Genomic DNA, 26984 nt, shown 5'->3' with positions numbered 1-26984 from the left:
GTGGGTCAGTCCTGGAGAAGAGGTCCGAGAGATCCGGAGGGAGGGTGGCGGCTGCCGGGCGTCAGCTCGTACGGCCCTTGGCGTCGAAACCCTTCATCCTCTCCAGCACCATGTCGGCGGTCGGGTCGGGCATGTCGTCGACGATCCGGCCGTCGGCGAGGAAGATCACGCGGTCCGCGTAGGAGGCGGCGACCGGGTCGTGGGTCACCATCACCACGGTCTGGCCCAGCTCGCGTACGGAGTTGCGCAGGAAGCCCAGGACCTCGGCGCCGGAACGGGAGTCGAGGTTGCCGGTGGGCTCGTCGGCGAAGATGATCTCGGGCCGGGAGGCGAGTGCACGGGCCACCGCGACGCGCTGCTGCTGGCCGCCGGAGAGCTGGCCGGGGCGGTGCTTGAGGCGGTCGGCCAGGCCGACGGTCTCCACCACACGGTCCACCCAGGCGCGGTCCGGCTTACGGCCCGCGATGTCCATCGGCAGGGTGATGTTCTCCAGGGCGGTCAGCGTGGGCAGCAGGTTGAACGCCTGGAATATGAAGCCGATCTTGTCGCGCCGCAGCTGGGTGAGCTTCTTGTCCTTCAGACCGGTCAGCTCCACGTCGCCGATCCGGGCGGAGCCGCCGGAGATCGCGTCCAGGCCGGCCATGCAGTGCATCAGGGTCGACTTGCCGGACCCGGAGGGGCCCATGATCGCGGTGAACTGGGACTGCCGGAAGTCGACGGAGACGGCGTCCAGGGCGACCACCTGAGTCTCGCCCTGTCCGTAGACCTTGGTGAGGTCCGTGGCGCGGGCGGCCACCGCGGTGGTGCGGGTGGCGGTGGAGACGCCGGAGTGGGTGGTGGTCACGGGGAGGAGCTCCTGTCGGGACGAGGGACCATCTGATCCGCGCCGGCCGGGCGGCCATGTGGCGCGGACCTTTCCATCGTGGGCCAGAAAAAGGGGTGCGGACGTCAACCCCTGTGACCGTCCTGAGCGAGCCCTGGGGCGTAGCCGTCCACCCCTTCGGTCATCCCTGGGGAGGAGACGGACCCTGATGCCGCCGCCGCGTCAAGGCCGAGTGGTGGCCGGTGGCGCCGGGGTGACGGGGGGCACCGGGCAGACGTCGAGTTTCCGTCAATTCGGGCGCGAATTCCGTTGCGCCGGTGCATCGGCAAATGTGGGCTTCAGGCATGTGCCGAAGGCTTGTACCGGTCGCTGATGCACCCTCAGTTGCCAATAAAATAAGACAACCTCGGGGTGAGCGGCCGAACTGCGTGGTGCGCTGCGGGCTACGCTCGTGCTGCCCTCTTTGAGGCGGCATGGGGGACCCCAGGCCCGGATGGTGGAATGCAGACACGGCGAGCTTAAACCTCGCTGGCCTACGGGCCGTGCCGGTTCAAGTCCGGCTCCGGGCACTGCCGTCGGACGACCGGACCCAGAGGGGCCATTAACTGAATTTTCAACGAGGAGGGCCGCCGGTGAAAGCCGGCGGCCCTCCTCGCTATCCGCGCCGTGCGCTCATCGCTCCATGAGCGCGAACAGACTCTCCCAGCGGCCGACAATCTCCTCGGCCGAGTACCGCTGGATGTTCTCCCGGGCGGCCTCGCCCATCGCGTCGCGAAGCTCCTTGTCGGAGATGAGGGTGTCGAGATGGCGGGCGAATTCGGTGATATTGCCCGGGGGTGCGAGCAACCCGTCCTCGCCGTCCGTGATGATTTCGTGAACACCCGGCGCGACATCGAACGCCACACACGGCACGGCGGTGGCCATCGCCTCCATGGGGGCCAGCGGGAACCCCTCGCCGCGCGAGCTCAGCGCGAACACCGCGCTCTCCCGCAGCGCCCCGGGCACATCGCGGGTCCGCCCCATCCAGGCGACCGAGGCGGCCACCCCCAGCTCCGCGGACAGCTTGCGCAGCGCGTCCTCCTCCTCGCCCGAGCCGAAGATCCGCAGCGTCCAGTCCGGGTGCTGCGGCGCGATGCGCGCCCAGGCCTCCAGGAGCAGGTCGACGCCCTTCTCCTCGTGCAGCCGGCCGATGCTGACCACGCACTTGGCCGACCGGTCGGAGGGGACCTCGGGGAAGAACGGCAGCGGGTTCGGCATGAAGCCGACGTTGTCCATCCGCTGGCGGATCCAGCGGTCGGCGTCCTCCCGGGTGAGGGTCAGCATCCGGTCGACGCCCTTGTAGAACCGCTTCACCCGCCCGAAACGGGACGACTTACGGCAGGTCGCGAACGACTCATGGCTCATTCCGATCACCGTCAGCCCGTGGGTATCGGCCAGCGCCACCCACTCCATCGCCCACACCTGGGTGACGATCACCACCCCGCCCGGCTTCGCCGCCCGGAACAGCGCGCTCATCTTGGCCGCCTGCTCCTGCATCCCGGCCTCCTTGGCGGCCCGGCGGCGCTGCTCGGCGAGGTTGAGCTTGCCCTTGAGGCCGCGTACGGGGCGCACGCTCGGCGGATGCTCGTCGTAGAGCGTGGTGGTCTCGAACGGCAGGTCGGCGGCCAGCTCGTGCACCCGGCCCTCGGGCGGCGGCACCACCCCGATGATGTGCGCCCGGTGGCCCCGTTCGCTGAACAGACGCGCCATCTGGTGCGACCAACTCGTAATGCCGCCCATTTCATTGACGCTGTTGGAGACGAAGAAGATGTCCCGCGGCCCGGCTGCGTCCGGCTTGTTCATCAGCGCCTCCATCAACGCCTCCACTGCGCGAAGAACTGATCGACGATGCTCCGTGCGGCATCGCCCTGGTCGTATTCGCCGAATGCGGCGACGAATTCCCTTCGGGCCGTCGCGAATTCCAGTGCCTGCGTATCGAACGATTTGATGGTCTCGTAGAACTCGTCCTCGCTGCGGACCACCGGACCCGGCGCATGCGCCAGCAGATCGAAGTAGGTGCCACGGCCCTCGTGCACATACTCGTCATAGTCGTAGGTGAAGAACACCAGCGGCCGGTCGAGCAGCGCATAGTCGAACATCACCGAGGAGTAGTCGGTGATCAGCCCGTCGGCCAGTGCCAGGATCGGCGTCACGTCGTGGCGCGCGGAGACGTCGATGACCTTGCCCTCCACGGTCGGCGGCAGCACCACGTGATTGAGGTAGTGCGAGCGCACCAGGAGGACATAGCGGTCGCCGAACTGCTCCGCGAATCGCTCCACGTCGAAGGGGAGGGTGAAGCGGCCGTGCCGGCCCCCCGCCTTGCGGAACGTCGGCGCGTACAGCAGCACGGTCTTGTCGTCGGGAATGCCCAACTCCGCGGCCAGTTCCCCGCGTTCGCGGTGTCCCAGCTCCGCCTCCCGCTGCCGCGACCTGACCAGGGCGTCATTGCGCGGATAGCCCACCCGCAGCAGGGTCTTCTCCTTGAGCCGGAACGCCTTGGCCAGCGTGCGCACATCGTGCTCGGACCGGCACAGGAAACGGTCGAAGCGGTCCAGCGAACGCTGCTGCTCGGCCTGCTGGTGCCGCGTCTGCGCCTTCAGCGCCGGCTGGTCGAAGCCCATGTTCTTCAGCGCCGAGCCGTGCCAGGTCTGCAGGTATGTGGTCTCCGGGCGCTTGGTCAGCTTGAGCGGATAACTCTGGTTGTCCACCCAGAACTCCGCCTGCGCCAGCGCCTTGAGATACGGCAGCGACCAGCGCCGTACGAGCGTGGCATCCTGCGGGAATTCCTTCGGCGACCCGGCGTAGGACCAGATCGCCTCGAAGTCCAGGCCCTGCCGGCGCATTTCCTCGTAGATCGCCCGCGGGCTGTCGCTGTACTGCTTGCCCAGATGACTTTCGAAGACGACGGTGCGCTTCTTGATCGGCAGCCGGCTGAACACCTCGTGATAGACGCGGAGTTTGCTGTCCCCGGAGATGACCTTCTTGCGCAGCGCCTTCGCCTTGCGATAGCCGTTCTTGGCCAGCGTTCCCGGCTTTCCCTGGACCCCGCGCGCGATCAGTTCCTGGACCCGCTCGGCGTTGCGGTTCTCGCTGACCAGCCGGAAGGCGAGATGCCCGCGGGCCGAGACATGCGGCTCGATGTGATCGGCGACCATCCGCGTCAGCCGCGGGCGTACCGGCAGCGGGTCCCCGGACAGCTCGGTTTCGGCCACGGTGAGCCGGGTCGTGGTGCGCACCCCGTCGACGTTCAGCCCCAGCCGTACGTCCCAGATGGTGTCGACGATGCCCAGCGGGCGCAGCTTCGCGGTGAGGTCCGCGGTGGCCTCCCAGTGGATGGCGTCGCCCTCATGGCGTACCACCCGCACCGGGAAGCGGAAGGACTGCAGGCTGCGCCGCCGGGCGCTGAACTCCAGCTCAGCCGACAGCTGCGCGCCCGAAGGGATGACCCCGAGCGGATTGGTGATCCGGCCCTGCAGCGCCACGGTCCGGCCGGTCTCGTGGAACCGGGTGAGCTGATTGCGCAGGAACAGCTTGTTGACCGGCTTCTCGTGGTAACCGGCATCGGTCACATCCAGCACACCGCGGCCGAATGCGTCGTCGAAATGCCCGTCGCACCAGTAGATCCGGCCGTCGTGCTCGGCGAGCGGCGAGGAGAGCTTGTCGCGGTTGATGAGGGTGTCGACCGCCGGGATGAGATTGTCCCAGTCGCCCTGCTGGAGCAGATAGGCACAGATGGCCTGTATCGGCTGCACCCGCTCATACGCCTCGGGGGCGATGCCCGCGAGATATTCCTGGGAGAGCTCGGCGAATTCGCGGCGGTAGGACTCGTCCCGGAACGGCAGATCCCGCAGATGCAGTACGAGATCGTGCTTGAGGAATTTGACGTCCTTGGCGACACGCATCTCGGTCAGCCCGCGCTCGGCCAGCAACGCGTCGATTCGCCGGTGGATCTCCAGCCGGTGTGCGTAGTTGGTCATCTCGTGCCGGCGGTTCGTCACCGACTTCACGGCGGCCTGTGCAAAGACATGCCAGAAGTAGACCTGATTGGGGATCAGCGTGATGCGTTTGGCCCTGAGATAGGCCTCCGCGATGAACATCAGGTCCTCGTAGAACATCCCCTTGGGGAACCGGAGATCGTTCTCGACGAGGAAGTCACGGCGATAGCACTTGTTGGTGGACAGCGTGTCCCACACGAAAAGGTCGGGCAGCTCCGTGACCGACTCCAGTGTGCGCGTGGTGGAATACAGCCAGGCGTACCACTCGTCGCGCTTCTGGTTACGGGTGTCCTTGTGCAGCCGTACACACAGCCCGGAAACAATATCCGAGCCGGTTTCCTCGGCGGCCTCCAGCATGTTCCGGCAGGCATTCGTCTCCAGTACGTCGTCACTGTCCAGGAACATGACGTACTTGCCGGTGGTGTGCTGGATTCCGACGTTACGCGGTTCGCCGCCCGCGCCGCTGTTCTCGGGCAATTGGAAGGCTCTTACCCGCTCGGGGTGGGTAGCCGCGAGGCGTTGCGCCACATCGAAAGAACGGTCGGTGCTGCAATCGTCGACGATCACCACCTCGACGTCCCGGAGCGTTTGATCCAGTACGGACTGGACAGCGGTCGGCAACCGGTCGGCGTCGTTGTAGACAATGACGACTACTGAGACGTCAGGCACAGGCACCTCAACCCTCTTTCGCTACTGTTTTCCGCCAGAATAGACCTATCTGCACCCTTGATCCGCAGACCATCCGCACCCGGTTCGATACGGACAGTGATCGCCATGGCGCGCGACGTGTCCGCCCCCGGGGCAGATTCCGGCTACCAGGGAAGACGGTCGCGTCTGCGAATCGGTTGCCTCTCAAGGCGTAACGCTCGTCTCATCGAGGCGTCACATCAGCCGTTCCGATCAGACATTTATCGGATTCCGGGGAAGGAGCGGAGGGAAATTATCCCCGGCATATGTGGCCCGTCATGACCCGTTCGGTATACCTACCCGGCACACTTGCACGGCCAACCTGACCGGTACCTGAACGGCGGCACCGAGCCGCACGGCCGGCAGCCGCTCCCCGGATCCGGGCACCTCCGCGCGCTCCCGTACGTCCTCCCTGTAGAGGGCGCGTCGTACCGGGCTCGGGGAAAGATCCTGCTCGAGAACTAGCGACGCGCTTTTGCCAGACCATTACGCTTGCCGTCAAGGCCGCGCAGGGCGGCCATGAAGGAGTGAGATGAGGAGCAGCAACCCGGTCTTCTCGCGACGGGGGTTCAGCCGCGACACCGGCTACGCGGGCTTCAACGCACCGCCGCAGGCCGGGGGCGCCGCCGCCAACCCGTACGCCGGAGCCAACCCCTACGCGCAGGACGCCACCCAGGCGCCGCCGCAGTACGTCCCCCAGACCCGCCCGATGACGATGGACGACGTCGTCACGCGCACCGGCATGACGCTCGGCACGGTCGTCGCCGGCGCCACGGTCGGCTGGCTCTTCCTGACCCAGCAGCTCGGCTTCGCCATCGGCGCCGGCCTGGTCGCGATGGTGCTGGGCTTCGCCCAGTCGTTCATGCGCAAGCCGGTCCCCGCGCTGATCCTGGCGTACGCGGCCCTCGAGGGCATCTTCCTCGGCGCGCTCAGCGGCTTCATCAACGACCTGCCGAACATGCACGGCGCCCCCATGCAGGCGGTGCTGGGCACGATGGCGGTGTTCGTCGCCATGCTGGTCGCCTACAAGACGCGGATCGTACGGGTCACCGCCCGCTTCACCCGCTTCGTCATGATCGCGGCCATGGGCTTCGTCCTGCTGTCGCTGGTCAACCTGATGTTCATGGTGTTCGGCGGGGGCGAGGGCCTCGGCTTCCGCAGCGGCGGCCTCGGCATCCTCTTCGGCGTCGTGGGCATCGTCCTCGGCGCGCTGTTCCTCGCCCTGGACTTCAAGCAGGTCGAGGACGGCATCGCCTACGGCGCTCCCCGCGAGGAGTCCTGGCTGGCCGCGTTCGGCCTGACGCTGACCCTGGTGTGGATCTACATGGAGATGCTGCGGCTGATCTCCATCCTCCGGGGCGACTGACGTCGCACGCGCACACGCTGTGCCGTGCGAAAGGGCCCGCAGGCAGTCGCCTGCGGGCCCTTCGGCATTGCCCGCCTCAAGGGAGATGCCTCAAGGGGGATGAGTGGTGAGCCCGTCATCACGGACCGGCTTCACAGCTTGCGGGCGGCGCGCCTGAGGTCGTGTTCGTGGACGATCGCTTTGGCGTGCCCGTAGGCGAGATTGTGCTCACCACGGAGCCAGCTGACTTTTTCGTCGAAGCGGAAAAGAGAGGGTCCTTCGTCAACGGTGCGGAGCCAGTCGGAGATCTCCCGGCCTGTGCAGTGCGGGATACGGGAGAGCAGATTCCGGTGGGTCTCTTCGGAGAAGAGCTGAGACATCGGCGCCTCCGGACGCGGTCGATGCTGGTTCTTCAGCACACCGTGCCTGAGCGTTCGGGTGTTGGCAACCACCCGGGAGTGGCGCATAGGCTCACCACGTGCTTGACGTGATGCCTTTGCAGACTGCCGTGGACGCCCTCGCCGACCGTCTCAGGTCGCTGCCGCAGAGCACCCTGGACCGCGGCGCCGCGGCCGAAGGGCTCGCGCTGGCACGGGAGTTGACGCTGCGTGCGCAGCGGATCGAGGCCCCCGGGCGGGCGCCGCGGACGCTGCCGGACGCCGGGATGTTCGCGACCGGCGACCAGCTGGCGGTGGCCGGACACGATCTCGCCGAGGCGCTGCGGGAAGCGGCGGCGGGCCCCTCCCATGACGCGAAAGCGGCCCCCGCCGAAGAGCTGGCGGAGGCCGTGCGGCTGGTCAAGGAGGCGGCGGGCCGCTGTTAGCGGCGGCCGCCGGGCCCCGGGTCACACAGAGGCGATGACCCGGTCGGCCAGGATGTAGACGCTCTCCTGGTGGCGCTCGCCCCAGGAGAAGGTCAGGGCGTACGCGCCGGATATACCGGAGCCGCCCATCAGCACCGGCGTGTGGCCCGCGCGCAGCGCACCGGCGATGCGCTCGGCGGCGTCCCGGTCGCCGGGGGTCAGACAGAGCGTGGTGCCGTCGCCGAAGACATAGACATCCAGGGTGCCCAGCGGGCCGGGGCGTACGTCGGCGAGCGGGACGGCCTGCTGCGCCAGCTCCTCCAGACGCGCGACGGTCCGCTCGTGATCGCTGATCACCGGGGAGGGCGAGAAGTCCGGGTGCGAGGGGTGGCGCCGGCGGGCGGCGGCCAGCTCGGCGGACTCGGCCTCCTCGACATGCTCCAACTCGGGCGCGTCCAGTGCCTCCACGGACTCCAGCGCGTCGAACGGCTCCAGCGCGTCCGGTCCGAGCAGCGGCTCCAGCCCGGCCAGGTCCGCCTGCCGGGGCAGGAACGGCCGGGCGTCGAGCCGGTCGGCTTCGATCCGGTCCTCGATCCGATCGGCGGGCAGCTCGCGCTGCCCGGCGCGGGCGTCGACCGGGCCCTCCTCGCCGAGGCCGGCCAGCCCGCCCAGCAGCGACGGGGCGTCGGCGGCGTCCCGGGCCTCTTGGGCGGCCCAGAACGCGCGGGCCTCGGCCAGCTCACGCTCCCGCTCCTCGGCCAGCGCGTCGGCGACCGCGGCACGTATGTCCGCGAGCGGCGTCTCGGCGGCCGGTGTGGTGCGGGCGGCCGGGATGGCCGCGGCCGGGCCCGCCGCACCGGAGGCCGTACGGGCGGCCACGAGCTCGGCGTGCAGCGCGGTGACCTGGCGGCGCAGGGCGCGGGTGGTGTGCAGGGCGGCGGCGCCCAGCACCACGGCCACGGCCGCGGCCGACAGCAGGATGAGGGTAATAATGCTCATGCCGAAACCTCGCTTCGCTCGGCCCCGCATTCGCGAGGCGCGCACCTCTGCATCGTTCGCTCGCTGCGCTCGCTCATGCCGTACTCCCGATAGCAGAATGTCCCCCGACTTCCTACATCAGGGTGCAGGGGGACGGCGACCGTTCCCAGTGCGCTATGTCCCGAAATGCAGGGGGCTTTGGGCCTCGTGCGTTCGGGTGCCCCCAGGGTGACCTGCAAGAACGCCGTTGCGAGGGGGCGTTGGTCACAATCCTGGCGGCTATTGGGTCGCGATCTTGTTACCAGGTGACGCAGGCCACAGGGTGTCGCCGTAGGTGCCCGGACAACAGCGAAGGGTGCGCGCGGAGCGGGAGTTGGTCGCTATCTCCGCGCGCACCCTCCGAGGGCACCGTTCAGGCGGGCTCGTGACTGCCCGCCCCTACCCTCCGCTGCAGCTCAGCTCAGCCGCTCGATGACCATCGCCATGCCCTGGCCGCCGCCCACGCACATCGTCTCCAGGCCGAACTGCTTGTCGTGCCACTGGAGGGAGTTGATCAGGGTGGTGGTGATCCGGGCGCCGGTCATGCCGAAGGGGTGGCCCACGGCGATCGCGCCGCCGTTGACGTTCAGCCGGTCCAGGTCGATGCCCAGGTCGCGGTAGGAGGGGATCACCTGGGCGGCGAACGCCTCGTTGATCTCGACCAGGTCGATGTCGGAGATCGAGAGGCCGGCGCGGCGCAGGGCCTGCTTGCTGGCCTCCACCGGGCCGTATCCCATGATCTCGGGGGACAGGCCGGAGACGCCGGTGGACACGATCCGGGCCAGCGGGGTCAGGCCCAGCTCGCGCGCCTTGGTGTCGGACATGATGACCAGTGCCGCGGCGCCGTCGTTCAGCGGGCAGCAGTTGCCGGCCGTCACCAGGCCGTCGGGGCGGAAGACCGGCTTGAGGCTGGAGACGCCCTCGACGGTGACGCCGGCGCGCGGGCCGTCGTCCTTGGAGACGACCGTGCCGTCGGGCAGCTCGACCGGGGTGATCTCCCGCTCCCAGAAGCCGTTGTTGATCGCCTTCTCGGCGAGGTTCTGGGACCGTACGCCGAACTCGTCCATGTCCTGGCGGGTGACGCCCTTGAGGCGGGCGAGGTTCTCCGCGGTCTGGCCCATCGCGATGTACGCGTCCGGGACCAGGCCGTCCTCGCGCGGGTCGTGCCAGACGGCGCCCGCCTCCGTGGCGCGCGCGGCGGTACGGGCCTCGGCGTCGGCGAAGAGCGGGTTGTGGGTGTCGGGCAGGCCGTCGGAGCTGCCCTTGACGGACCGGGAGACGGTCTCGACGCCCGCCGAGATGAAGACGTCGCCCTCGCCCGCCTTGATGGCGTGCAGCGCCATCCGGGACGTCTGGAGCGAGGAGGAACAGTAACGGGTGATGGTGCAGCCGGGGAGGTGGTCCATCCCCATCTGGACCGCCACGATGCGGCCGAGGTTGTGGCCCTGCTCGCCGCCGGGCAGGCCGCAGCCGAGCATCAGGTCGTCGATGTCGGTGGGGTCCAGCTCGGGGACCTTGGTCAGGGCGGCCTCGATGATCTTCGCGGTCAGGTCGTCGGGGCGCAGGTCCTTGAGCGAGCCCTTGAAGGCGCGGCCGATCGGGGAGCGGGCGGCTGAGACGATCACGGCTTCGGGCATCACACGGCTCCAGAGAGTCAGGCAAGAGGCGGCGCGTAGCGCCTCGTTGAGGGGTTGGGGCCTCCCCTGCTCGAACGTGGTTGAGAGCTTGGGGAAGGATGGGCGACGGGCGGGATGGACTCTGTGGGAAGTTACCTGCACGTAGTGCTGAGGTCACGGGGTGCGTGCTGTGATGCGGACCTCTTTTCTAAGCGGGCGCTTATGGGAACGGGGAGGGGCCGCCGGGTATTCCCGTACGGCCCCTCCCCGGACCCCGCAGTCACCAGCCCACCGGCGGCACCTCCGTCGGCTCCGGGGCCGGCAGCTGCCGCCGCCTGCGGTGCTTGAGCAGCGCCCACGGGGCGCGGCGGCCGCTGACCTCCGTGCCGCCCTCGGACGCCGCCTCGGCGGCCGCCTGCTCGACCGGCAGAATGCCTTCGCCGCGGGCCGGCTCCGGCCGCTCGTCCTCCGGCCACAGCCCCAGCGAGGCGCACAGCGTCGGCAGTAGGGCCATCGCGGCCGTTGCGTACCCCTCCGCCGACGGGTGGTAGTTGTCCGGCCCGAACAGCTCGCGCGGATGCGCCTCGAACTCCGGGCCGAGGAGGTCGCCGAGCGAGACCGTACGGCCGCCGCTCTCGATCACCCCGATGGTCTGGGCGGCGGCGAGCTGCCGGGAGAGCCGCCGGGCCACCCAGCGCAGCGGCTGGTAGACCGGCTCGATGGTGCCCAGATCAGGGCATGTGCCGACCACCACTTCACAGCCCGCCGCGCGCAGCCGGCGCACCGCCTCGGACAGATGCCGCACGGATTCCGCCGGCGGCATCCGGTGGGTGACATCGTTGGCGCCGATCATGATGACGCAGACGTCCGGGGGCTCGACACCCTCCGCCAGCATCAGCTCCACCTGGCGCTCCAGGTCGTCGGACTGGGCGCCGGGCAGCGCCACATTGCGGAAGTCGACGGGCAGTTCGGAGAGCGCGGCGAGCCCCGAGGCGAGCAGTGCGCCCGGGGTCTGGCGAGCGCGGTGCACGCCCTGTCCCGCGGCGGTGGAGTCGCCGAGGAAGCCGAGCCGCAGCGGCGGCCGGCCGTCGTCGCAGTGGTTGAACACCGCGCCGTAGCGGCCGTCCGCGCAGGGCGGGGTGTCACTGGAGCCGCCGACCGTACGGCGGGCCAGCCGGACCTCGGTGACCAGCACGCCGACGGCGGCGACGCCGAGCAGGCCGATCCCGCCGCCGCCGAACGCCGCGGCGGTCGCGATCCGGCGCGCCACTCGCGCCCTGGACATCGTCATCGGCATAGGCCGGGCACCTCCCCGTGCAGTGCGGGCGCGCCGCGGTCCCGGGGACCGGACGCGCTGGTGTGGGCTACAACAATTTCGTACATCAGGTTGTTGCCCGTTCCCGTGCGGAACGCAACGCACCTGTCCTCTAACGGAACGCAACGGATCGGGCCTCGATTGGACCTGGCGAATAGGCTGGCGGCACGGGCGCAGGAGAGCGTGCCCCCGACCGCGGAGACCACCGTGCAGTTTTACGATTCGATGATTGAGCTCGTCGGCAACACCCCGCTTGTGCGGCTCAACAACGTGACCAAAGGCATCCAGGCCACCGTCCTGGCCAAGGTCGAATACTTCAACCCCGGCGGATCGGTCAAGGACCGGATCGCCGTGCGGATGATTGAGGCCGCAGAGGAGTCCGGCGCATTGCAGCCGGGTGGCACCATCGTCGAGCCGACCTCCGGGAACACCGGTGTGGGCCTGGCGATCGTGGCCCAGCAAAAGGGCTACAAGTGCATCTTCGTCTGCCCCGACAAGGTGTCGACGGACAAGATCAATGTGCTGCGGGCGTACGGCGCGGAGGTGGTGGTCTGCCCGACGGCGGTGGACCCCGAGCACCCGGACTCGTACTACAACGTCTCCGACCGGCTGGTGCGCGAGACGCCCGGTGCCTGGAAGCCCGACCAGTACAGCAACCCCAACAATCCGCGGTCGCACTACGAGACGACCGGCCCGGAGCTGTGGGCGCAGACCGACGGGCGGATCACCCACTTCGTCACGGGTGTCGGCACCGGCGGCACGATCAGCGGCACCGGCCGCTTCCTCAAGGACGCCAGTGAGGGCCGGGTCGAGGTCATCGGCGCGGACCCGGAGGGCTCGGTCTACAGCGGCGGCTCCGGGCGCCCGTATCTGATCGAGGGCGTCGGCGAGGACTTCTGGCCGACCGCGTACGACCGCACGGTCGCGGACGAGATCGTGGCGGTCTCCGACAAGGACGCCTTCCAGATGACCCGGCGGCTCGCCAAGGAGGAGGGCCTGCTGGTCGGCGGCTCCTGCGGTATGGCCGTGGTGGCCGCACTGGAGGTCGCCTCCCGGCTCGGCCCGGACGATGTCGTCGTCGTCCTCCTGCCGGACAGCGGCCGCGGCTATCTCTCCAAGATCTTCAACGACGAGTGGATGGCCGACTACGGCTTCCTGGAGGAGAGCGGCACCGCGGCCCGGGTCGGCGAGGTGCTGGAGTACAAGGAGGGCGCGCTGCCCTCGCTCGTCCACATGCACCCGGAGGAGACCGTCGGCGAGGCGATCGACGTGCTGCGGGAGTACGGCGTCTCCCAGATGCCGATCGTCAAGCCGGGCGCCGGGCACCCGGACGTGATGGCCGCCGAGGTCATCGGCTCCGTGGTGGAGCGTGAGCTGCTGGACGCCCTGTTCACCCAGCGGGCATCGCTCTCCGACCCCCTGGAGAAGCACATGTGCCCGCCGCTGCCGCAGGTCGGCTCGGGCGAGGCGGTCGGCGACCTGATGGCGGTCCTGGAGAACGCGGACGCGGCGGTCGTCCTTGTCGAGGGCAAGCCGAAGGGTGTGGTGAGCCGGCAGGACCTGCTGGCCTATCTGGCGCGCGGCGTGGTGGCCAAGTAGGCGCGGCGAGCGTCGGGTTGCCGTACCGGTGTTAAGTGGCCGTCAGGAAACGGGCCTGCACCGCAAGGTGTACGTATGCGTCATGCGTTCGCAGCACGGACTTAACACTCGTCAGGCACATTGATGACTACGGCGATACGGACCTCCGGAGCGGCTCCCGGACCTCCACGATCGCCAGGACGTGACGCCCGGCCCTGACCCGGGTCGCGTCCCTTGCGGGGACCGCCGTCGTCCCGCCCCCGGCTCGGCCGGGGTGCGGCGGTCCCCGCGACAGTCTTTTGCCCGCGCGTTCCTGGCGCGGCCGGGGCTCAGTCCCGGCTCCGCGGCCGGCCCCATGGGCCCGCGCGGTGCGCGGCGTTGACCCCCACGATCCCGGCCCACGACACCAGCAGCCCCGGCATCCCCTCGGTACCCGCGGCGATCGCGGACAGCGGCACGGCCAGCACCAGCGAGACGGTGGCGAACCCGAACCGCGCGACGAAGCCGTCGGGGCCGCCCCAGCCCCCGCCGCCCGGACCGCGGTGCGGCGGGTGGACCCCGCGCGCGACCTGCATCCGCTCTTCGGCCGATTGCCGCCGCACCCGCCGGTCGACGGCGCCCTCGAGTTTCTCCAGGAGGGACTCCCTCAGCTCCGGCTCGTACTCCGGCCCCAGTTCCTCGCGCGTGCGGAGGATCGCGTCCAGCTCTTTGTGCAGTTCGGGGTCGTGTGTCGCCATGAGGGTGAGATTACGGACGCGGGGCGGGCGGGGCGGTAGGGCTAACCCCCCGATCCGGCCGGGGCTGCTCCTCGGGGAGCGTGTGCGTATCCGGGAGGCGGCCCGTGTCGCGGCGGGCGACGGCCCAGTACAGGACGGCGGGTACGGCGAGTCCGATGAGCCAGGAGATGTCGGCGCCGCCGAGGGGCGTCACCAGGGGGCCGGTGTAGAAGGCCGTTGCCAGGAACGGGAGTTGGGCGAGCACGCCGAGGGCGTAGACGGTCAGCGCCCGGACGTTCCAGGCGCCGTAGCGGCCGGCGGGATCGCTGAGCGCCGGGATGTCGTAGCGCTCCTTGGAGATCAGGTAGTAGTCGACCAGGTTGATCGCCGACCACGGGGTGAAGAAGGTCAGCAGGAAGAGCAGGAAATCCTTGAAGGAGGTGAGGAAGGAGTCCTTGCCCAGGAGCGCGACGGCGGTGCCGGCCACCATGATCCCGGCGATATAGGCGGCGCGGCCGCGCGGTGACAGCGTGCGCTGCCCGCGGAATCCGCTGACGCTGGTGACCAGCGACATGAAGCCGCCGTAGGTGTTGAGGATGTTGATGGTGAGCTTGCCGAGGGCGATGACGAAGTAGAGGAACGAGGCGATCAGCCCCGCGCCGCCCAGGCCGACGATGTAGGTGACCTCGTGCCCCACGAACGCGGCGGGTGCCGCGGCCGCCGCCAGCGCGCCGAACGTCATCGACCACTGCGACCCGAGTACGGACCCCGACAGCGTCCACCAGAACGTGGCGCGCGCCGAGGTGTGCCGCGGCAGATAGCGCGAGTAGTCCGCGACATACGGCCCGAACGCCAGCTGCCAGGAGGCCGAGAGCGAGACGGCGAGCAGAAAGACCGGCAGTCCGAAGCGGTGGTCGTGCAGGAGCGCGCCGAGGTCGGCCCGCTGGAGCAGCCGTATGCCCAGATAGAGGAAGGCCAGCGCGCACACCAGCCCGGCGATCCGTCCCAGAGTGTGGATCAACCGGTATCCGACGGCCGCGGCGACGGCGGTCACGCCCGCGAAGAGCACGATGCCCGGCGTCTGGCCCAGATGCGTCAGCTCGCCGACGGCCTGCCCCGCCAGCACACTCCCGCTCGCGAAGAACCCGACGTACATCACGATGACCAGCGCCAGCGGCACCACCGCGCCCCGGACCCCGAACTGCGCCCGCGACGTGATCATCTGCGGCAGTCCCAGCCGCGGCCCCTGGGCCGAATGCAGCGCCATCACCGCACCGCCCACGAGGTTGCCGAGCAGCAGCCCGATCAGCGACCAGAAGGCGTTCGCCCCGAAGACGACGGCCAGCGCGCCGGTGATGACGGCGGTGATCTGGAGGTTGGCGCCCAGCCAGAGGGTGAACTGGCTGACGGCGCTGCCGTGCCGTTCGTCATCGGGGACGACGTCGATCGAGCGCTGTTCCACCACGCCTGCCATGCATGCCCGCCTAGTGTCGACTCCGGCTCCTGTATGGGTTCATGCAGGATCGACGCCAATGAATGGAAGGTCAATAGGCGGGGTGAAGTCAGCGGTTAATTCGCGGTAAGCGGGCGGGACTTATGCGGCAGGTGCGTCCATCGGGCGCAACTCATCCGCGTACGACACCGATACCCGCCGCATCAGCCCGTCCGCCGTGATGTCGTACTGACCCAGGCGCCACAGCGGCGGCGAGTACGCATGCACCGACACCGCGTCATCCGTCGCTCCGGTGAGCCGGTGAATGTGATCCGGCCCGAAGCAGAACGAGCCCCCCGCCCCGACCGCCGTGGCCAGATGCTCCCCGCCGATCCGCGGATTGGACTCGGTCAGTACGCCCTGCACGACGCGTACCGCCCCGGAGGAGAGGTCGTGATCGTGCCAGCCGGTGTCGTTCTGCCGCGTCCAGCACAGCAGCCAGACATCGACGAACTCATCGCGGTGCAGGGACGCGTAATGCCGCTCGGAGTCGGAGAAGGCGACCTGCTCGCGCCACAGTTCGGGGCGGCCGGCGAGGTCATCGACCAGGGCCTGCAGCTCGCGCTTGCCGAGGTTGCGCTCGGGCAGCGCACCGAACAGCGGCTCGGCGGGATCGGGCGCGCCGATGTCGGCGGCAGGGGTCAACTCGACACCGGTCCGGGCGACTTCGGTCATCGGGGAGCTCCTTTCGTCGGGCCCAGCAGGCGGGCCGGATTGGCGGTACGCAGGGCGTGGACGGCGGCCTCCGCGCCCAGGTCGGGGATCACGGGCTCGGCGTAGGGGCGGTCGCTGCCGCTGACGATCACATCGATCCCGACGGCCCGTACGAGCGCGTCCACCGCACGCGTCCCGTACGAGGACGTCTCGTAGAACACCTCGTGGTCCACCCGCCCGCGGTCCCGCCCGCCGCCGCGCGCCACCAGCCGCTCACCGTGCAACGGCGCCAGGCCGGCCAGCGCGGCGAAGCACACCCGCAGACCCGGGTGCCGGGCCCGGCCGAAGGCCCGGAAGGCGAACCAGGAGGCGTGCATCTGGTGGATGTAGGGCACCAGCGCGGGCCACCAGGAGGGCGCGCCATCGGTGGCGGGCGGCGCCGCACCGGGGTGGATGAACACCGGCTTGTCGCGCTCCCGGGCCGCGTCCAGCAAGGGGGCGCAGCGCTCCCACCCCTGCGCGTCCAGCAGCGCGGTGGCCGGCAGCTGCAGCCCCACGCACCCGCGCGCCAGCTCCCGGCGCAGCGCCCCGGGGTCCGGCTCCGGTGCGGACAGGCAGGCGGAGGCCCAGACGCCGAACGGGCCGGGCAGCTCCAGGGCGCCGTCATGGAACGCGTCGAGCAGCGGCTCGGCCTCCCCGGGCGGCAGGTATTCGATACCGAGCGGGCTGGAGAGCGATACCAGCGCCAGGCCGACGCCGTCCGCGCGGGCGAGCCGGGCGCGGGCCGCGATGTCGTGGTCGGCCGGGTCGACGGCGTACAGCGGCTCGCCGGGCAGGTGCAGCGTCCAGCCGTCCAGCCGCGGCGGCGCCGTACGGGCACGCAGCAGCGCGATGAATTCCCGCGGCCAGATGTGCTGGTGGACATCGGTGGGCATCGGTGGCCGCCGCCCTCCCTCCGTCATCTCCGCTCAACCGCTTGGCCAACCGTCTGCTCAACGGCCTACTTAAGCGGTTAACTGATGCGCTTAAGTGAACCGGTTAACACGCGCGGCTGTCAAGGCCTGCACCGGATCGGAGCAAGCCGCGGGGCCTCCTTCGGTAGGCTTCCCGACATGGCCAGGCCCAATAAGCGCACCACCCTCCGCGAGGTGGCCGAGGCCACCGGACTCTCCACCGCAGCCGTCTCCTACGCGCTGCGCGGCAAGCACGTCTCCAAGGAGACCGAGGAGCGGGTGCGCAAGGCGGCGGCCGAACTCGGCTACGAGGCCGACCCGATCGCCCGCGCCCTCGCCAGCGGCCGCACGAGCATGGTCGGCGTGCTGGCCGGCGACCTCCAGGACCTCTGGCAGCAGCAACTGATGGCGGCGATAGGGCGCGAGCTCCTGGCGGGCGACCGCTACGCCCTCATCCTCGACGCCGGCGGCGACCCGGCCCGTGAGCTGGCCCTGGCCAAACAACTCCGCGACCAGCGCGTCGACGGCCTCCTCGTCTCACCCGTCGACCCCTCAGCGGAGGGCTGGGCGAAGATCGCCGACGCGGTCCCCGTCGTCTCCATCGGCGACGCCCTGAGCCGGGCCCGTACGGCCGGCGAGGTCCTCTTCGACAACCGCGCCGGCATCGACGCCGTCCTCGACTACCTCCGCGGCCTGGGCCACCGCCGGGTCACGGTCCTCACCCCCACCGGCCCCTCCACCCCCGACCGCCCCGCCGATGTCTACGTACGCGAGGCAGCCGACCGCCTCGGGATCGAGGCCGAAGTCCTGCCCTGCGCCCAGGAGCTGAGCGAGGCCACGGCCGTCGCCCGCCGCGTCCTGACCAACACCCCGGACGGCCGCCCGCGCGCCGACCCCGCCGGCCCCACCCCGCCCACCGCCGTCTTCTGCTTCTCCGACTCCATCGCCTACGGCGTCTACGCGGCCGCCGCCGAGGCCTCCCTGACCGTGGGCCGCGACCTCTCCGTCGTCGGCTTCGACGACCACCCCGTCTCCCGCGTCCTCACCCCGCCCCTGACCACCGTCGACTGGGGCCTCACCGATATCGCCAAGGAGGCGGCCCGTCTCGCAGTGGCCGCCATCGAGGGCCGCCGCGTCCGCCGCAAACGCATCCTGTGCGCGCCCCGGCTGTCGGAGCGGGGCTCGGCCGCGGGGGTGCGTCCGTGACGACCCTCGCGGTCACCGGACACATGGACCTGACCGAGGCGGCCGTGCCCGCGGTCCGGGCGGCGCTGCGGGAGCTGGTGCGTGGGCACCGGCACGGCGCCCTGGTCGGGGTCTCGTGTATCGCCGAAGGGGCCGACTCGCTGTTCGCCGAGGAAGTGGTGGCGGTCGGCGGGCGGCTCGTCGTCGTGGTGCCGTCGCGGGACTACCGGGAGACGACGGTCGGGCCGGACCATGCCGAGACGTTCGACCGGCTCCTGAAGGCGGCGGCCGAGGTGGTCGTCCTCCCGGCGGCGGCCGCCGGCCGTGCGGCGTACGAGGCGGCGAACCGCGAGCTGCTGGCGCGGGCCGACCGGCTGGTCGCGGTATGGGACGGATCGCCGCCGTCGGGCAAGGGCGGCGGCACGGCGGACACCGTGGTGCAGGCGCGCCGGTCGGGACTCGAGGTGGACGTGGTGTGGCCGGCGGGCGCGGTGCGGCGGGCGCGGCCGGAGGCGGGTTAGCCCGCGCTGCGCGCCCGCTGCCGGGGGAGCAGACTGGTGCACGGTGCTCCGGTACCGTCATCGCATGTGTGCCGGCGGTCGGCCGACGGGTGAATGGCGGTCCTCGATGAAGTCCTCGATCAAGTCCCCGATGCAGTCCCCGACCACGTCCTCGACGAGTGAAGCCGCCGTGGCGGGCGGGGCCCGGCAGGACGGTGCGCCGGGGGACCTGGCGGATCGGCTCGAGACGCACCGTACCGAGCTGACCGGGTACTGCTACCGGATGCTGGGGTCCGCGTTCGAGGCCGAGGACGCCGTGCAGGAGACCATGGTGCGGGCCTGGCGGAGTTACGAGCGGTTCGAGGGGCGCGCCTCGCTGCGGTCCTGGCTGTACCGGATCGCGACGAATGTGTGCCTGGACCTGCTCAAGGGGAGTCAGCGGCGGGCGCGGCCGATGGATCTCGGGTCGCCGTCGAGTGTGGACACCCCGGTGGGCAATGGGCTGCCCGAGGCCACCTGGATCGGGCCGGTGCCGGACGGGCGAGTGCTGGCGGAGGCCGGGGACCCGGCGGAGGCGGCCGTCGCGCGCGAGTCGATCCGGCTCGCCTTCATTTCCGCTTTGCAGCGGCTGGCGCCCCGGCAGCGCGCGGTGCTGATTCTGCGGGAGGTGCTGAGCTGGTCGGCGAGCGAGGTCGCGGAGCTGCTCGGCAGTTCGGTCGCCGCGGTCAACAGCGCGTTGCAGCGGGCGCGGGCCACGCTCGCCGCGGACGGGGATGGCGCACCCCAGCCGCTCGACGATGAGCAGCAGGCGCTGCTGAAGCGGTATGTGGATGCCTTCGAGCGCTTCGACATGGAGGCGCTGACGGCCCTCCTGCACGAGGACTCGACGCTGTCGATGCCGCCGTACGAGCTGTGGCTGCGCGGCCGCGACGACATCGTGCGGTGGATGCGCGGGCCGGGCTGCGGCTGCGAGGGGTCGCATCTGGTGCCGCTGACGGCCAATGGGCGGCCGGCCTTCGGGCAGTACCGGGCGGACGGTGCGCCCTGGGCGATCCAGGTGATCGAGATGGCCGACGGGCGGATCACCGGGCTCAACTCGTTCCTGGACACCGAGCGGTTGTTTCCGCTGTTCGGGCTGCCGATGAGGTTCGCGGGCTAAGGATCTGTCTTTTTGGTCGGTGTCGGGTCCAGATGACGGTGTTCGTTGCTTGTAGGTCTGTGGGTCGAAGCCGGTCGGCCGGCCGCCGTTGCGGCTGCGCCGCAGGCGGTGGCCGGCTTGGTCGGAGGGCTACCCCTTGGCCGGGTCGGCGCCCGGCAGCTTGACGATCCGGTCGCCGACCGCGATCGACTTCCAGAGCCGGCGGCCGATCCGGGCCTTCACGGATTCGCCGTCGGCAAGGCGAACTTCGACGAAGTGGTACATGTTCGAGCCGTCGAGCATGCCTCGGGACTTATCGATGACGACGCCTTCCCAGGAGTCATCTCGTCCGACTTTGTGGGATTTGGTCATGACGTGGAGTCTACGAGGATCGGCAGCCGACCATGCAGGGCCTTGAGTCACCTTCTGTCGATGACTTATGTCATGAGACGGCCAGTCGGGCATGACGGTGGAGCACCAAGACCTCGTGCGGTGAAGTGTATAAACCCCCACCGAGGCCTTCGCATTGAGCAAACCGAGCGCGCTGTCCACAACGCTCCGGGGCAATACGCCTAGGGCCGGTCCGGTGGGTCGTCGGCCGGGAGCGGCTCGGTGAGACCGGTCAGGGTCAGGGCATGGGCCAGGGCTTCGGGTACGTGGCACAGCCGGATGGTGCGGCCGAGGCGGCGGGCGGTGAGCTGGAGCCGGAGGAGGGCCTCGAGGGCGGTGGTGTCCGGGGGCGCGGTCAGGGCCCGTACGTCGTAGACGACCGTGGCGGTGTGGGGGTGCGCACGCAGGAAGGTGTCGAGGCGGGCGCACAGGAGCGGGATGTCGGCGCGGGTGATCGAGGGGCCGAGAAGCCGGACGGTCGGTTCGGGGGCCGGCTCGTACGGGGTGGACACGGGCGGCCTCCTGCGGTGTGGGTGACCGGCGTGGGTGCGTGCCGGGAGCGTCCGTAGGGGAGACCTCGGGGGGCGGGGAAAGTCATCGGCGGTGAAGATCCCAAGGGGAGATCCCGGGGGAGATCCCGGGGGAGATCCCGGGCCGCGGAAGTCGGCCGGTACTTCTTCCGGAAGAAAACCGGAAGAAGTCCGGGCGGGGCCGATGAGTTCCGGTGGGCGGTGCGGTCTGAGGTGGTGAACGGGCGCCGCAGTGGCGGCCGCGACGGAGGGACCGGAGTCATGAGGAAGATCACCGCGGGCATTTTCCTGTCGCTGGACGGCGTGGCCGAGGCGCCGGAGACATGGCACTTCCCCTATTTCAACGACGAGATGGGGGCCGTTGTGCAGAAGCAGATGGACGACGCGGACACCATGCTGCTGGGGCGGAACACATACGAGTTGTTCGCCGCGTACTGGCCCGGCAGCGATGAGGAGATCGCAGAGCACATGAACGGCACGCCGAAGCTCGTGGTCTCGCGGACGCTGGAGCGGGCGGACTGGCAGAACTCCACCGTGGTGGGCGGGCAGGACCCGCTCGCCGAGCTGGCCCGGATCAAGGAAGGGCCGGGGAAGAACCTGGGGGTGGTCGGCAGCATCAGCCTGGTGCGGTCGCTGCTGCGGGCCGGGCTGCTGGACGAGCTGCACCTGCTGGTGCACCCGATCGTGGTCGGCAAGGGCGAGCGGCTGTTCGCGGAAGGTGACAGCGTTCCGCTCCGGCTGGCCGAGTCGAGGACGTTGAGCACGGGGGTGCTGTCGCTCGTCTACACGCCCGACGGGAAGCCGGGCGAAAAGGTGGAGGGGGAGACCGAGGGCGAGTGATGCCGGCGCGGGCCCGCCTCCTCAGCTTCCCAGCTTGTGCCTGGCCAGCCACTTGGCGGCCACCCGGTCCGGGTCCTGCTTCTCCTTGTCGACGAGGCGGTTGAGCTCGGTGAGCTGGGGGGTGGTGAGGACGTTGCCGAGGCGGGCGAGGGCCTTGCGGACCTTGGAGTCGGCCTTGCGGGAGGCGATCAGCGGCACGATGTGCTGAGCGGGGATGAGGTGCTTGGGGTCGGCGAGCAGGATCCAGCCGTTCTCGGCGGTGTCGACGTCGGTGGTGAAGACATTGGCGATGTCGATGTCGCCCTTTTTCAAGGCCCCTTTGACGAGGGGGCCGGAGGAGTCCAGCGCCTTGAATTCCTTGAATTCGACGCCGTACTGCTCCTTGAGCCCGACGACCCCCACGACCCGCTTCTTCATCTCCGCGGCCGCGCCGAACACCAGCTTGCCGTTCACCTTGTGCAGATCGGCGAGCGACTTCAGGCCGTAGCGGTCGGCGGTCCCGCGGGTGACGGCGAAGCTGTCGCGGTCCTCGGCGGCGGCGTACGGGAGGACTTCGAGGCCGTCCGGCAGGACCGTGGCCAGCGCGTTCTGCATGGCGCCCGCCTCGGTCTCGGTGGCCTTCTTGTCGAGGTAGAGGAGCAGGCTGCCCTGGTACTCGGGGAGCAGGTCGATGTCGCCGGAGCGCAGTGCGGGGACGACGATCTCGCGGGAGCCGAGGTTGGGCTTGACGGTGGTCTCGACGCCGGCGGCGTTCAGGACGCCGGCGTAGAGGTAGCCAAGGACCTGGTTCTCGGTGAAGTTGGCGGTGCCGATGACCAGTCCGCCGCTGCTGCTCCCGCTGTCGCCGCCGGCGCCGTCGCCCTTGAGCGAGGTGATACCGGAGGAACAGGCGGCCAGCAGCGGGGCCGAGGCGCCGGCGAGGAGGGCGGTCAGGGCGGTACGGCGGGTGGGGCGGTTCATGACGTCGGGCTCCTCGGGACGTATCTACGGGACGTATCTACGGGGCGGGGCGGGGCGGCGGGCTCTCAGCGGGCCGCCGTCGGGCGGCCGCGGAACAGCAGCCGCTGCACCCCGCCCAGGGCCAGGTCGGCGGCGACGGCGAGGACGGCGACCAGGGTCGCGCCGCCGAGGACCTGCACCAGGTCGCGCTGCGCCAGCCCGTCGAAGACATAGCGGCCCAGCCCGCCGAAGCTGACGTAGGCGGCGATGGTGGCGGTGGCGACGACCTGCACGGTCGCGAGCCGTATGCCGGTCATGATCAGCGGGAGCGCGAGGGGGAGTTCGACCTGCCGGAGGATCTGGTGGCCGCGCAGGCCGATGCCCTTCGCCGCGTCCTTCACCTCGGGATCCACCGCGGCCATGCCCGCGTAGGTGTTGGTGATGATGACGGGGACGGCGAGGGCGACCAGCGAGACGTACACCGGCCAGACGCTGAGTCCGCCGGCGAGGAAGACCAGGGTGACCAGGCCGACGGTGGGCAGCGCGCGGCCGAACGAGGAGAGGTTGACGGCGAGGAAGGCGCCGCGGCCGGTGTGCCCGATGAGCAGGCCGATGGGCAGGGCGATCACGGCCGCGGCCAGGGTGGCGAGGACCGAGTACTCCAGGTGCTCCAGGACGCGGGTGGCGATGCCCTCGGGGCCCGACCACTGGGCCGGACCGGTCAGCCAGGAGACGAGGTTCTTCAGGAGTTCGAGCATCGGCGCGTCACGCTCGCTTCCACAGCTTGAGGGCGGCCGGCAGCTTGCCGGTGTGCTGCCTGCCGGTGCCGCGCCGCCAGGGGGTGCACAGCCACTGGACGGTCACCAGCAGCGCGTCGGCGACCAGGGCGAGCAGCAGGGTCAGGGCCACACCGGCGATGACGGGGGTGGGGTAGTTGCGCTGGAAGCCGTCGGTGAAGAGCTGGCCGAGGCCGCCGTATCCGATGTAACTCGCCACGCTGACAAGGGAGATGGACATGACGGTGGCGACCCGTACACCCGCCATGATCACCGGGAGGGCGAGCGGCAGCTCGACGGTGAGCAGGGTGCGCAGGGGCCTCGTCCCCATGGCTTTCGACGCCTCGCGGGCCTTGGCGGGGACGGCGTCCAGTCCCTCGACCGTATTGCGTACGAGCACCACCAGTGTGTAGGCGGTGAGGCCGACGATGGCGGTGGTGCGGGTGAGGCCGGTGATCGGCAGGAGCAGGACGAAGAAGGCGAGGGAGGGGATGGTGTAGAGGATGTTGGACGCGCCGAGGACGAAGCCGCGCAGCGGGCGTACGCGGTGTGCGAGGACCGCCAGCGGCAGCGCGATCAGCAGGCCGAGGAGGACGGCGGGGACGGCGGTGGCGAGGTGGTCCGCGGTCAGGCGGGTCATCTCGTCGGCGTGGTCGGGGAACCAGCCCCAGTCGATGGTCATGCGGGGCGCTCCGCGGGGGCGATGGTCTTGGCCTCGGCCCCGGGGGGCTCGGCCTCCCCGGCTTCCGTCACGGGGGCCGTAGCGGTCCGTCCCGCCTCCGCGTGGCTGCGGCCCGCCCGGTCGTGGATCGCGTCGCGGACGGTGACGCCGACGAGGGCGCCGTCGGCGTCGACCCGGGCGACCGCGGCGGCCGGCGAGGACACCGCCTCGTTGAGCGCGGAGAGCAGCGAGTCGTCGTCGCGCAGTGGCCGTACGGGCTCCAGCGCGGCCTCGCCCGCCGTACCGCCGGCCGGCAGCCCGTCGGTGTCCAGCCAGCCGAGCGGTTCGCCGCGCGGGGAGGTCACCAGGCGCCAGCGGTCGCCGTCGCGGGCTATCTTGCCGACCGGTTCGTCCGCGCGTATGGCGCGGCCCGGCGCGTACGGCACGTCCGCGAGGCTGGTGAGCGAGAGCAGCTTCAGACCGCGCTCGGCGCCCAGGAAGCCGGCGACGAAGTCGTCGGCGGGGCGGGCCAGGAGTTCGGCGGGCGGGGCGCACTGGACGAGCCGGCCGCCGGTACGGAAGACCGCGATCCGGTCGCCCAGGCGGACCGCCTCGTCGATGTCGTGGGTGACGAAGACGACGGTCTTGCGCAGCTCGTTCTGGAGGCGCAGCAGCTCGTTCTGGAGCTGGGTGCGCACGACCGGGTCGACCGCGCCGAACGGCTCGTCCATCAGCAGGACGGGCGGGTCGGCGGCGAGCGCGCGGGCGACACCGACGCGCTGCTGCTGGCCTCCGGAGAGCTGGTGCGGATAGCGCTTTGCGGCGTCGCCGGGCAGGCCCACCAGTTCCAGCAGCTCGGCGGCTCGGGCGCGGGCCTTGCGCTTGCCCCAGCCGAGCAGCAGCGGCACGGTCGCGATGTTGTCGAGGATCGTACGGTGGGGGAAAAGGCCGGACTGCTGGATCACGTATCCGATGCCGCGGCGCAGTTCGGCGGCGTCCGCCTCCAGGATGTCGCGGCCGCCGACGCTGATGGTGCCGGAGGTCGGTTCGACCATTCGGTTGATCATCCGCAGGCTGGTGGTCTTGCCGCATCCGGACGATCCGACGAGGACGGTGACGCCGCCCTCGGGGAAATCCAGGGACAGATCATCCACCGCCGTTGTGCCGTTCGGGTATCGCTTGCTGACTGCGTCGAACTTGATCATCCGCTGCCCCTTGCCCGGCCTGCATATGGTCATGCAGAGTCTTAGGCACGTGAATAGAAGTCAATAGGCGGGCGTAAATCACCTGTTACATCTCCGGTTACGCCGCCGGTGGCATCGCCGGCCGCATCACCGGTTATGCCGTACCGGATATCGCCTGTTTGTTTCCGTTCACCGTACGGAACGAGGTGTCGGACTTTCGTCCACAAAGAGCGTTATAAGAGGGAGTTGAGCCCCTTGGTTTCTCACATGCTGGACAATGGCCGACGGGTCGGCCGGCGCATCACACTCGACGGCACCGGTCTGCACACCACCGATATCGCCGCCCTCGCGGAGCGCACCGCACACACCGGGGCGCCCGACCCCAAGGCGCTCGCGCTCGCCGAGGAATCCTGGGACACCGCCCGCCGCCTCGCCGCCACCGGCCGGGTCTACGGGCGCAGCACCGGCGTCGGCGCCAACCGCACGGAGGAGGTCGGAGCCGACGCCGACCACGGGCTCCGCCTGCTGCGCAGCCACGCCGGCGCGATCGGCGACCCGCTGCCCGCCCGCGAGGTCCGCGCCATGCTCGCGGTACGCGCCAACCAGCTGCTGGCCGGTGGCGCCGGACTGAACCCCGCCGTGATCACGTCCCTGCTCGCCGCCCTGGAGGCCGGCGCGCATCCCGTCGTCAACGAACACGGCGCCGTCGGCACCGGCGACCTCGCGGCCCTCGCCCAGACCGGCCTCGCGCTGGCCGGCGAACACCCCTGGCACTGCGCGCCCGGCGGCCGGGCCCCCGCCCCCATCGCCCTCGACAACAACGACGCCCTCGCCCTGATCAGCAGCAACGCCCTCACCCTCGGCCAGTCCGCGCTCGCCCTCGACGAACTGCGCCGCCTCCTGGCCGCCTCCCTCCCCGTCGCCGCGCTCTCCCTCCTCGCGGTCGGCGGCTCCTACGAACCCTTCGCCGAACCCGTGATGCGCGCCCGCCCGCACCCCGGCTCCGCGGCCGCCGCGGCCCGCCTGCGCACCCTCTCCGGCGTCCCGGACCGCCCCTCGCCGCCCCTCGGCCGTATCCAGGACCCGTACGGCTTCCGCTGCATCCCCCAGATCCACGGCCCGGCGCTGGATGCCGCCGACACCCTCGACGGCGTGCTGACCGTCGAGGTGAACGCGGCCGGCGAAAACCCCCTCATCAGCATCGAGGACCAGGCCGCCTACCACCACGGCAACTTCTACGCCGCACACGCCGCGCTCGCCCTGGACACCTTCCGGCTCGCCGTGCTGCAGACCGCCCGGCTCTCCACGGCCCGGCTCGCCGCCCTCTCCGAACCCGACTTCACCCGCCTGCGGCCGTTCCTGGGCGACGCGGCACCCGCCAGCTCCGGCGTCATGATCCTCGAATACGCGGCCGGCGCGGCGCTCGGCGAGATGCGCGCCGTCTCCCACCCGGCCTCCCTCGGCCACGCCGTCCTCTCCCGGGGCGTGGAGGAACAGGCCAGCTTCGCCTCCCTCGGCGCCCGCCAGACCCTGCGCGCGGCTACGTACTACCGCCAGGTCCTGGCGTGCGAACTCGTGGCCGCCGTACGGGCGTTGAGGATGCGTTCCCTGGAACCCGAGCCCGGCCTCCCCCTCGCCGCCGCCTACGCGTTCGCCGCCGAGGCGCTGGATCCGCGCATGGAGGACCGCCCGCTGACCGATGATGTGGCGGTGGCGGCGGGGCTGCTGGACGGGCTGGCGGGGGCGTGAGGCGTAGGCATCGTCGCGACGGGCCAGGGATTACCTGCTGTCCGTCAGTCCGTACAGTCG

At 70.5% G+C, this 26984-nt stretch carries 25 protein-coding genes and 1 tRNA gene; 9 read left to right on the top strand and 17 right to left on the bottom strand.

The window, feature by feature from the left end; translation table 11 throughout:
• Nucleotides 1–61 precede the first annotated feature (61 nt).
• Nucleotides 62–844, bottom strand: coding sequence for an ABC transporter ATP-binding protein (locus ACZ4S3_RS26340; RefSeq protein ID WP_467938229.1), 783 nt, complete (start codon nt 842–844; stop codon nt 62–64).
• A gap of 466 nt (nt 845–1310) precedes the next feature.
• Here ACZ4S3_RS26340 and ACZ4S3_RS26335 point away from each other — a divergent pair.
• Nucleotides 1311–1392: transfer RNA gene (locus ACZ4S3_RS26335), tRNA-Leu, on the top strand.
• A gap of 103 nt (nt 1393–1495) precedes the next feature.
• Here ACZ4S3_RS26335 and ACZ4S3_RS26330 read toward each other — a convergent pair.
• Together ACZ4S3_RS26330 and ACZ4S3_RS26325 are read right to left on the bottom strand one after the other, a co-directional pair.
• Entirely contained in the window at nt 1496–2665 is a 1170-nt protein-coding gene (locus tag ACZ4S3_RS26330) for a glycosyltransferase (RefSeq protein ID WP_467938227.1), read from the bottom strand.
• Between the two features lie 11 nt (nt 2666–2676).
• Nucleotides 2677–5526 carry a bifunctional glycosyltransferase/CDP-glycerol:glycerophosphate glycerophosphotransferase gene (locus ACZ4S3_RS26325; RefSeq protein WP_467938523.1) on the bottom strand — a complete coding sequence of 950 codons (2850 nt, stop codon included), beginning with the start codon at nt 5524–5526 and terminating at the stop codon, nt 2677–2679.
• Nucleotides 5527–6076: 550 nt separating this feature from the next.
• Between ACZ4S3_RS26325 and ACZ4S3_RS26320 the strand changes: the two genes are divergently transcribed.
• Nucleotides 6077–6910, top strand: coding sequence for a Bax inhibitor-1/YccA family protein (locus ACZ4S3_RS26320; protein ID WP_467938225.1), 834 nt, complete (start codon nt 6077–6079; stop codon nt 6908–6910).
• Between the two features lie 131 nt (nt 6911–7041).
• Here ACZ4S3_RS26320 and ACZ4S3_RS26315 read toward each other — a convergent pair whose 3' ends face one another.
• Nucleotides 7042–7269, bottom strand: coding sequence for a DUF4287 domain-containing protein (locus tag ACZ4S3_RS26315; protein WP_362709866.1), 228 nt, complete (start codon nt 7267–7269; stop codon nt 7042–7044).
• Nucleotides 7270–7367: 98 nt separating this feature from the next.
• Here ACZ4S3_RS26315 and ACZ4S3_RS26310 point away from each other — a divergent pair, with 98 nt between their 5' ends.
• Complete coding sequence (locus ACZ4S3_RS26310) at nt 7368–7712, top strand: hypothetical protein (protein ID WP_467938224.1); 345 nt, start codon at nt 7368–7370, stop codon at nt 7710–7712.
• Nucleotides 7713–7733: 21 nt separating this feature from the next.
• Here the strand turns inward: ACZ4S3_RS26310 and ACZ4S3_RS26305 are convergent, their stop codons facing one another.
• The 3 genes from ACZ4S3_RS26305 to ACZ4S3_RS26295 form a co-directional block, all read right to left on the bottom strand.
• Nucleotides 7734–8690, bottom strand: coding sequence for a hypothetical protein (locus ACZ4S3_RS26305; protein ID WP_467938223.1), 957 nt, complete (start codon nt 8688–8690; stop codon nt 7734–7736).
• Nucleotides 8691–9124: 434 nt separating this feature from the next.
• Nucleotides 9125–10345 (bottom strand): acetyl-CoA C-acetyltransferase, encoded by a 1221-nt coding sequence (locus tag ACZ4S3_RS26300; RefSeq protein WP_467938221.1) that lies wholly within the window; start codon nt 10343–10345, stop codon nt 9125–9127.
• A gap of 259 nt (nt 10346–10604) precedes the next feature.
• Nucleotides 10605–11621, bottom strand: coding sequence for an SGNH/GDSL hydrolase family protein (locus tag ACZ4S3_RS26295; protein WP_467938220.1), 1017 nt, complete (start codon nt 11619–11621; stop codon nt 10605–10607).
• Between the two features lie 225 nt (nt 11622–11846).
• Here ACZ4S3_RS26295 and ACZ4S3_RS26290 point away from each other — a divergent pair, with 225 nt between their 5' ends.
• Nucleotides 11847–13238 (top strand): cystathionine beta-synthase, encoded by a 1392-nt coding sequence (locus ACZ4S3_RS26290; protein ID WP_467938219.1) that lies wholly within the window; start codon nt 11847–11849, stop codon nt 13236–13238.
• Between the two features lie 308 nt (nt 13239–13546).
• Here the strand turns inward: ACZ4S3_RS26290 and ACZ4S3_RS26285 are convergent, their stop codons facing one another.
• The 4 genes from ACZ4S3_RS26285 to ACZ4S3_RS26270 all read right to left on the bottom strand — a co-directional run bounded on the left by ACZ4S3_RS26285 (nt 13547) and on the right by ACZ4S3_RS26270 (nt 17014).
• Complete coding sequence (locus tag ACZ4S3_RS26285; RefSeq protein WP_467938217.1) at nt 13547–13954, bottom strand: hypothetical protein; 408 nt, start codon at nt 13952–13954, stop codon at nt 13547–13549.
• Nucleotides 13955–13964: 10 nt separating this feature from the next.
• Nucleotides 13965–15407: a purine-cytosine permease family protein gene (locus tag ACZ4S3_RS26280; protein ID WP_467938216.1), complete on the bottom strand. Its 1443-nt coding sequence runs from the start codon at nt 15405–15407 to the stop codon at nt 13965–13967.
• 120 nt (nt 15408–15527) lie between these two features.
• A complete protein-coding gene (locus tag ACZ4S3_RS26275) occupies nt 15528–16100 on the bottom strand; it encodes a cysteine dioxygenase (protein ID WP_467938215.1) in 573 nt (190 codons plus the stop codon).
• A complete protein-coding gene (locus ACZ4S3_RS26270; protein WP_467938214.1) occupies nt 16097–17014 on the bottom strand; it encodes an amidohydrolase family protein in 918 nt (305 codons plus the stop codon). The genes ACZ4S3_RS26275 and ACZ4S3_RS26270 overlap by 4 nt, the downstream gene beginning before the upstream one ends.
• Before the next feature lie 177 nt (nt 17015–17191).
• Between ACZ4S3_RS26270 and ACZ4S3_RS26265 the strand changes: the two genes are divergently transcribed.
• From ACZ4S3_RS26265 to ACZ4S3_RS26255, 3 genes are all read left to right on the top strand, one after another.
• The gene (locus tag ACZ4S3_RS26265; protein WP_467938212.1) at nt 17192–18238 is read left to right on the top strand and encodes a LacI family DNA-binding transcriptional regulator; all 1047 of its coding nucleotides are present in this window, start codon (nt 17192–17194) and stop codon (nt 18236–18238) included.
• Nucleotides 18235–18738: a hypothetical protein gene (locus tag ACZ4S3_RS26260; RefSeq protein WP_467938211.1), complete on the top strand. Its 504-nt coding sequence runs from the start codon at nt 18235–18237 to the stop codon at nt 18736–18738. The genes ACZ4S3_RS26265 and ACZ4S3_RS26260 overlap by 4 nt, the downstream gene beginning before the upstream one ends.
• Nucleotides 18739–18868: 130 nt before the next feature.
• Nucleotides 18869–19876 (top strand): sigma-70 family RNA polymerase sigma factor, encoded by a 1008-nt coding sequence (locus ACZ4S3_RS26255; protein WP_467938521.1) that lies wholly within the window; start codon nt 18869–18871, stop codon nt 19874–19876.
• 129 nt (nt 19877–20005) lie between these two features.
• Here the strand turns inward: ACZ4S3_RS26255 and ACZ4S3_RS26250 are convergent, their stop codons facing one another.
• Nucleotides 20006–20227: a DUF7489 domain-containing protein gene (locus ACZ4S3_RS26250; RefSeq protein ID WP_467938210.1), complete on the bottom strand. Its 222-nt coding sequence runs from the start codon at nt 20225–20227 to the stop codon at nt 20006–20008.
• A 200-nt stretch (nt 20228–20427) separates the two neighbouring features.
• Nucleotides 20428–20757 (bottom strand): STAS domain-containing protein, encoded by a 330-nt coding sequence (locus ACZ4S3_RS26245; RefSeq protein WP_467938209.1) that lies wholly within the window; start codon nt 20755–20757, stop codon nt 20428–20430.
• Between the two features lie 279 nt (nt 20758–21036).
• Between ACZ4S3_RS26245 and ACZ4S3_RS26240 the strand changes: the two genes are divergently transcribed.
• Nucleotides 21037–21615: a dihydrofolate reductase family protein gene (locus ACZ4S3_RS26240; protein ID WP_467938207.1), complete on the top strand. Its 579-nt coding sequence runs from the start codon at nt 21037–21039 to the stop codon at nt 21613–21615.
• A 21-nt stretch (nt 21616–21636) separates the two neighbouring features.
• On the opposite strand, the gene ACZ4S3_RS26235 is transcribed toward ACZ4S3_RS26240, so the two are convergent.
• The 4 genes from ACZ4S3_RS26235 to ACZ4S3_RS26220 all read right to left on the bottom strand — a co-directional run bounded on the left by ACZ4S3_RS26235 (nt 21637) and on the right by ACZ4S3_RS26220 (nt 25196).
• The gene (locus ACZ4S3_RS26235; protein ID WP_467938206.1) at nt 21637–22575 is read right to left on the bottom strand and encodes an ABC transporter substrate-binding protein; all 939 of its coding nucleotides are present in this window, start codon (nt 22573–22575) and stop codon (nt 21637–21639) included.
• Nucleotides 22576–22640: 65 nt separating this feature from the next.
• Nucleotides 22641–23312 carry an ABC transporter permease gene (locus tag ACZ4S3_RS26230; protein WP_467938204.1) on the bottom strand — a complete coding sequence of 224 codons (672 nt, stop codon included), beginning with the start codon at nt 23310–23312 and terminating at the stop codon, nt 22641–22643.
• 7 nt (nt 23313–23319) lie between these two features.
• Complete coding sequence (locus ACZ4S3_RS26225; RefSeq protein WP_467938203.1) at nt 23320–24012, bottom strand: ABC transporter permease; 693 nt, start codon at nt 24010–24012, stop codon at nt 23320–23322.
• Complete coding sequence (locus ACZ4S3_RS26220) at nt 24009–25196, bottom strand: ABC transporter ATP-binding protein (protein WP_467938201.1); 1188 nt, start codon at nt 25194–25196, stop codon at nt 24009–24011. Before ACZ4S3_RS26220 ends, ACZ4S3_RS26225 begins: the two co-directional genes overlap by 4 nt.
• Nucleotides 25197–25442: 246 nt before the next feature.
• Between ACZ4S3_RS26220 and ACZ4S3_RS26215 the strand changes: the two genes are divergently transcribed.
• Complete coding sequence (locus tag ACZ4S3_RS26215; protein WP_467938200.1) at nt 25443–26924, top strand: aromatic amino acid ammonia-lyase; 1482 nt, start codon at nt 25443–25445, stop codon at nt 26922–26924.
• Nucleotides 26925–26984: the final 60 nt, after the last annotated feature.

It is taken from the genome of Streptomyces sp. NPDC028368 (genome assembly GCF_055565615.1).
Note: the sequence above shows the minus strand (reverse complement) of the source record. Positions and strands in the feature narration are given on the sequence as shown.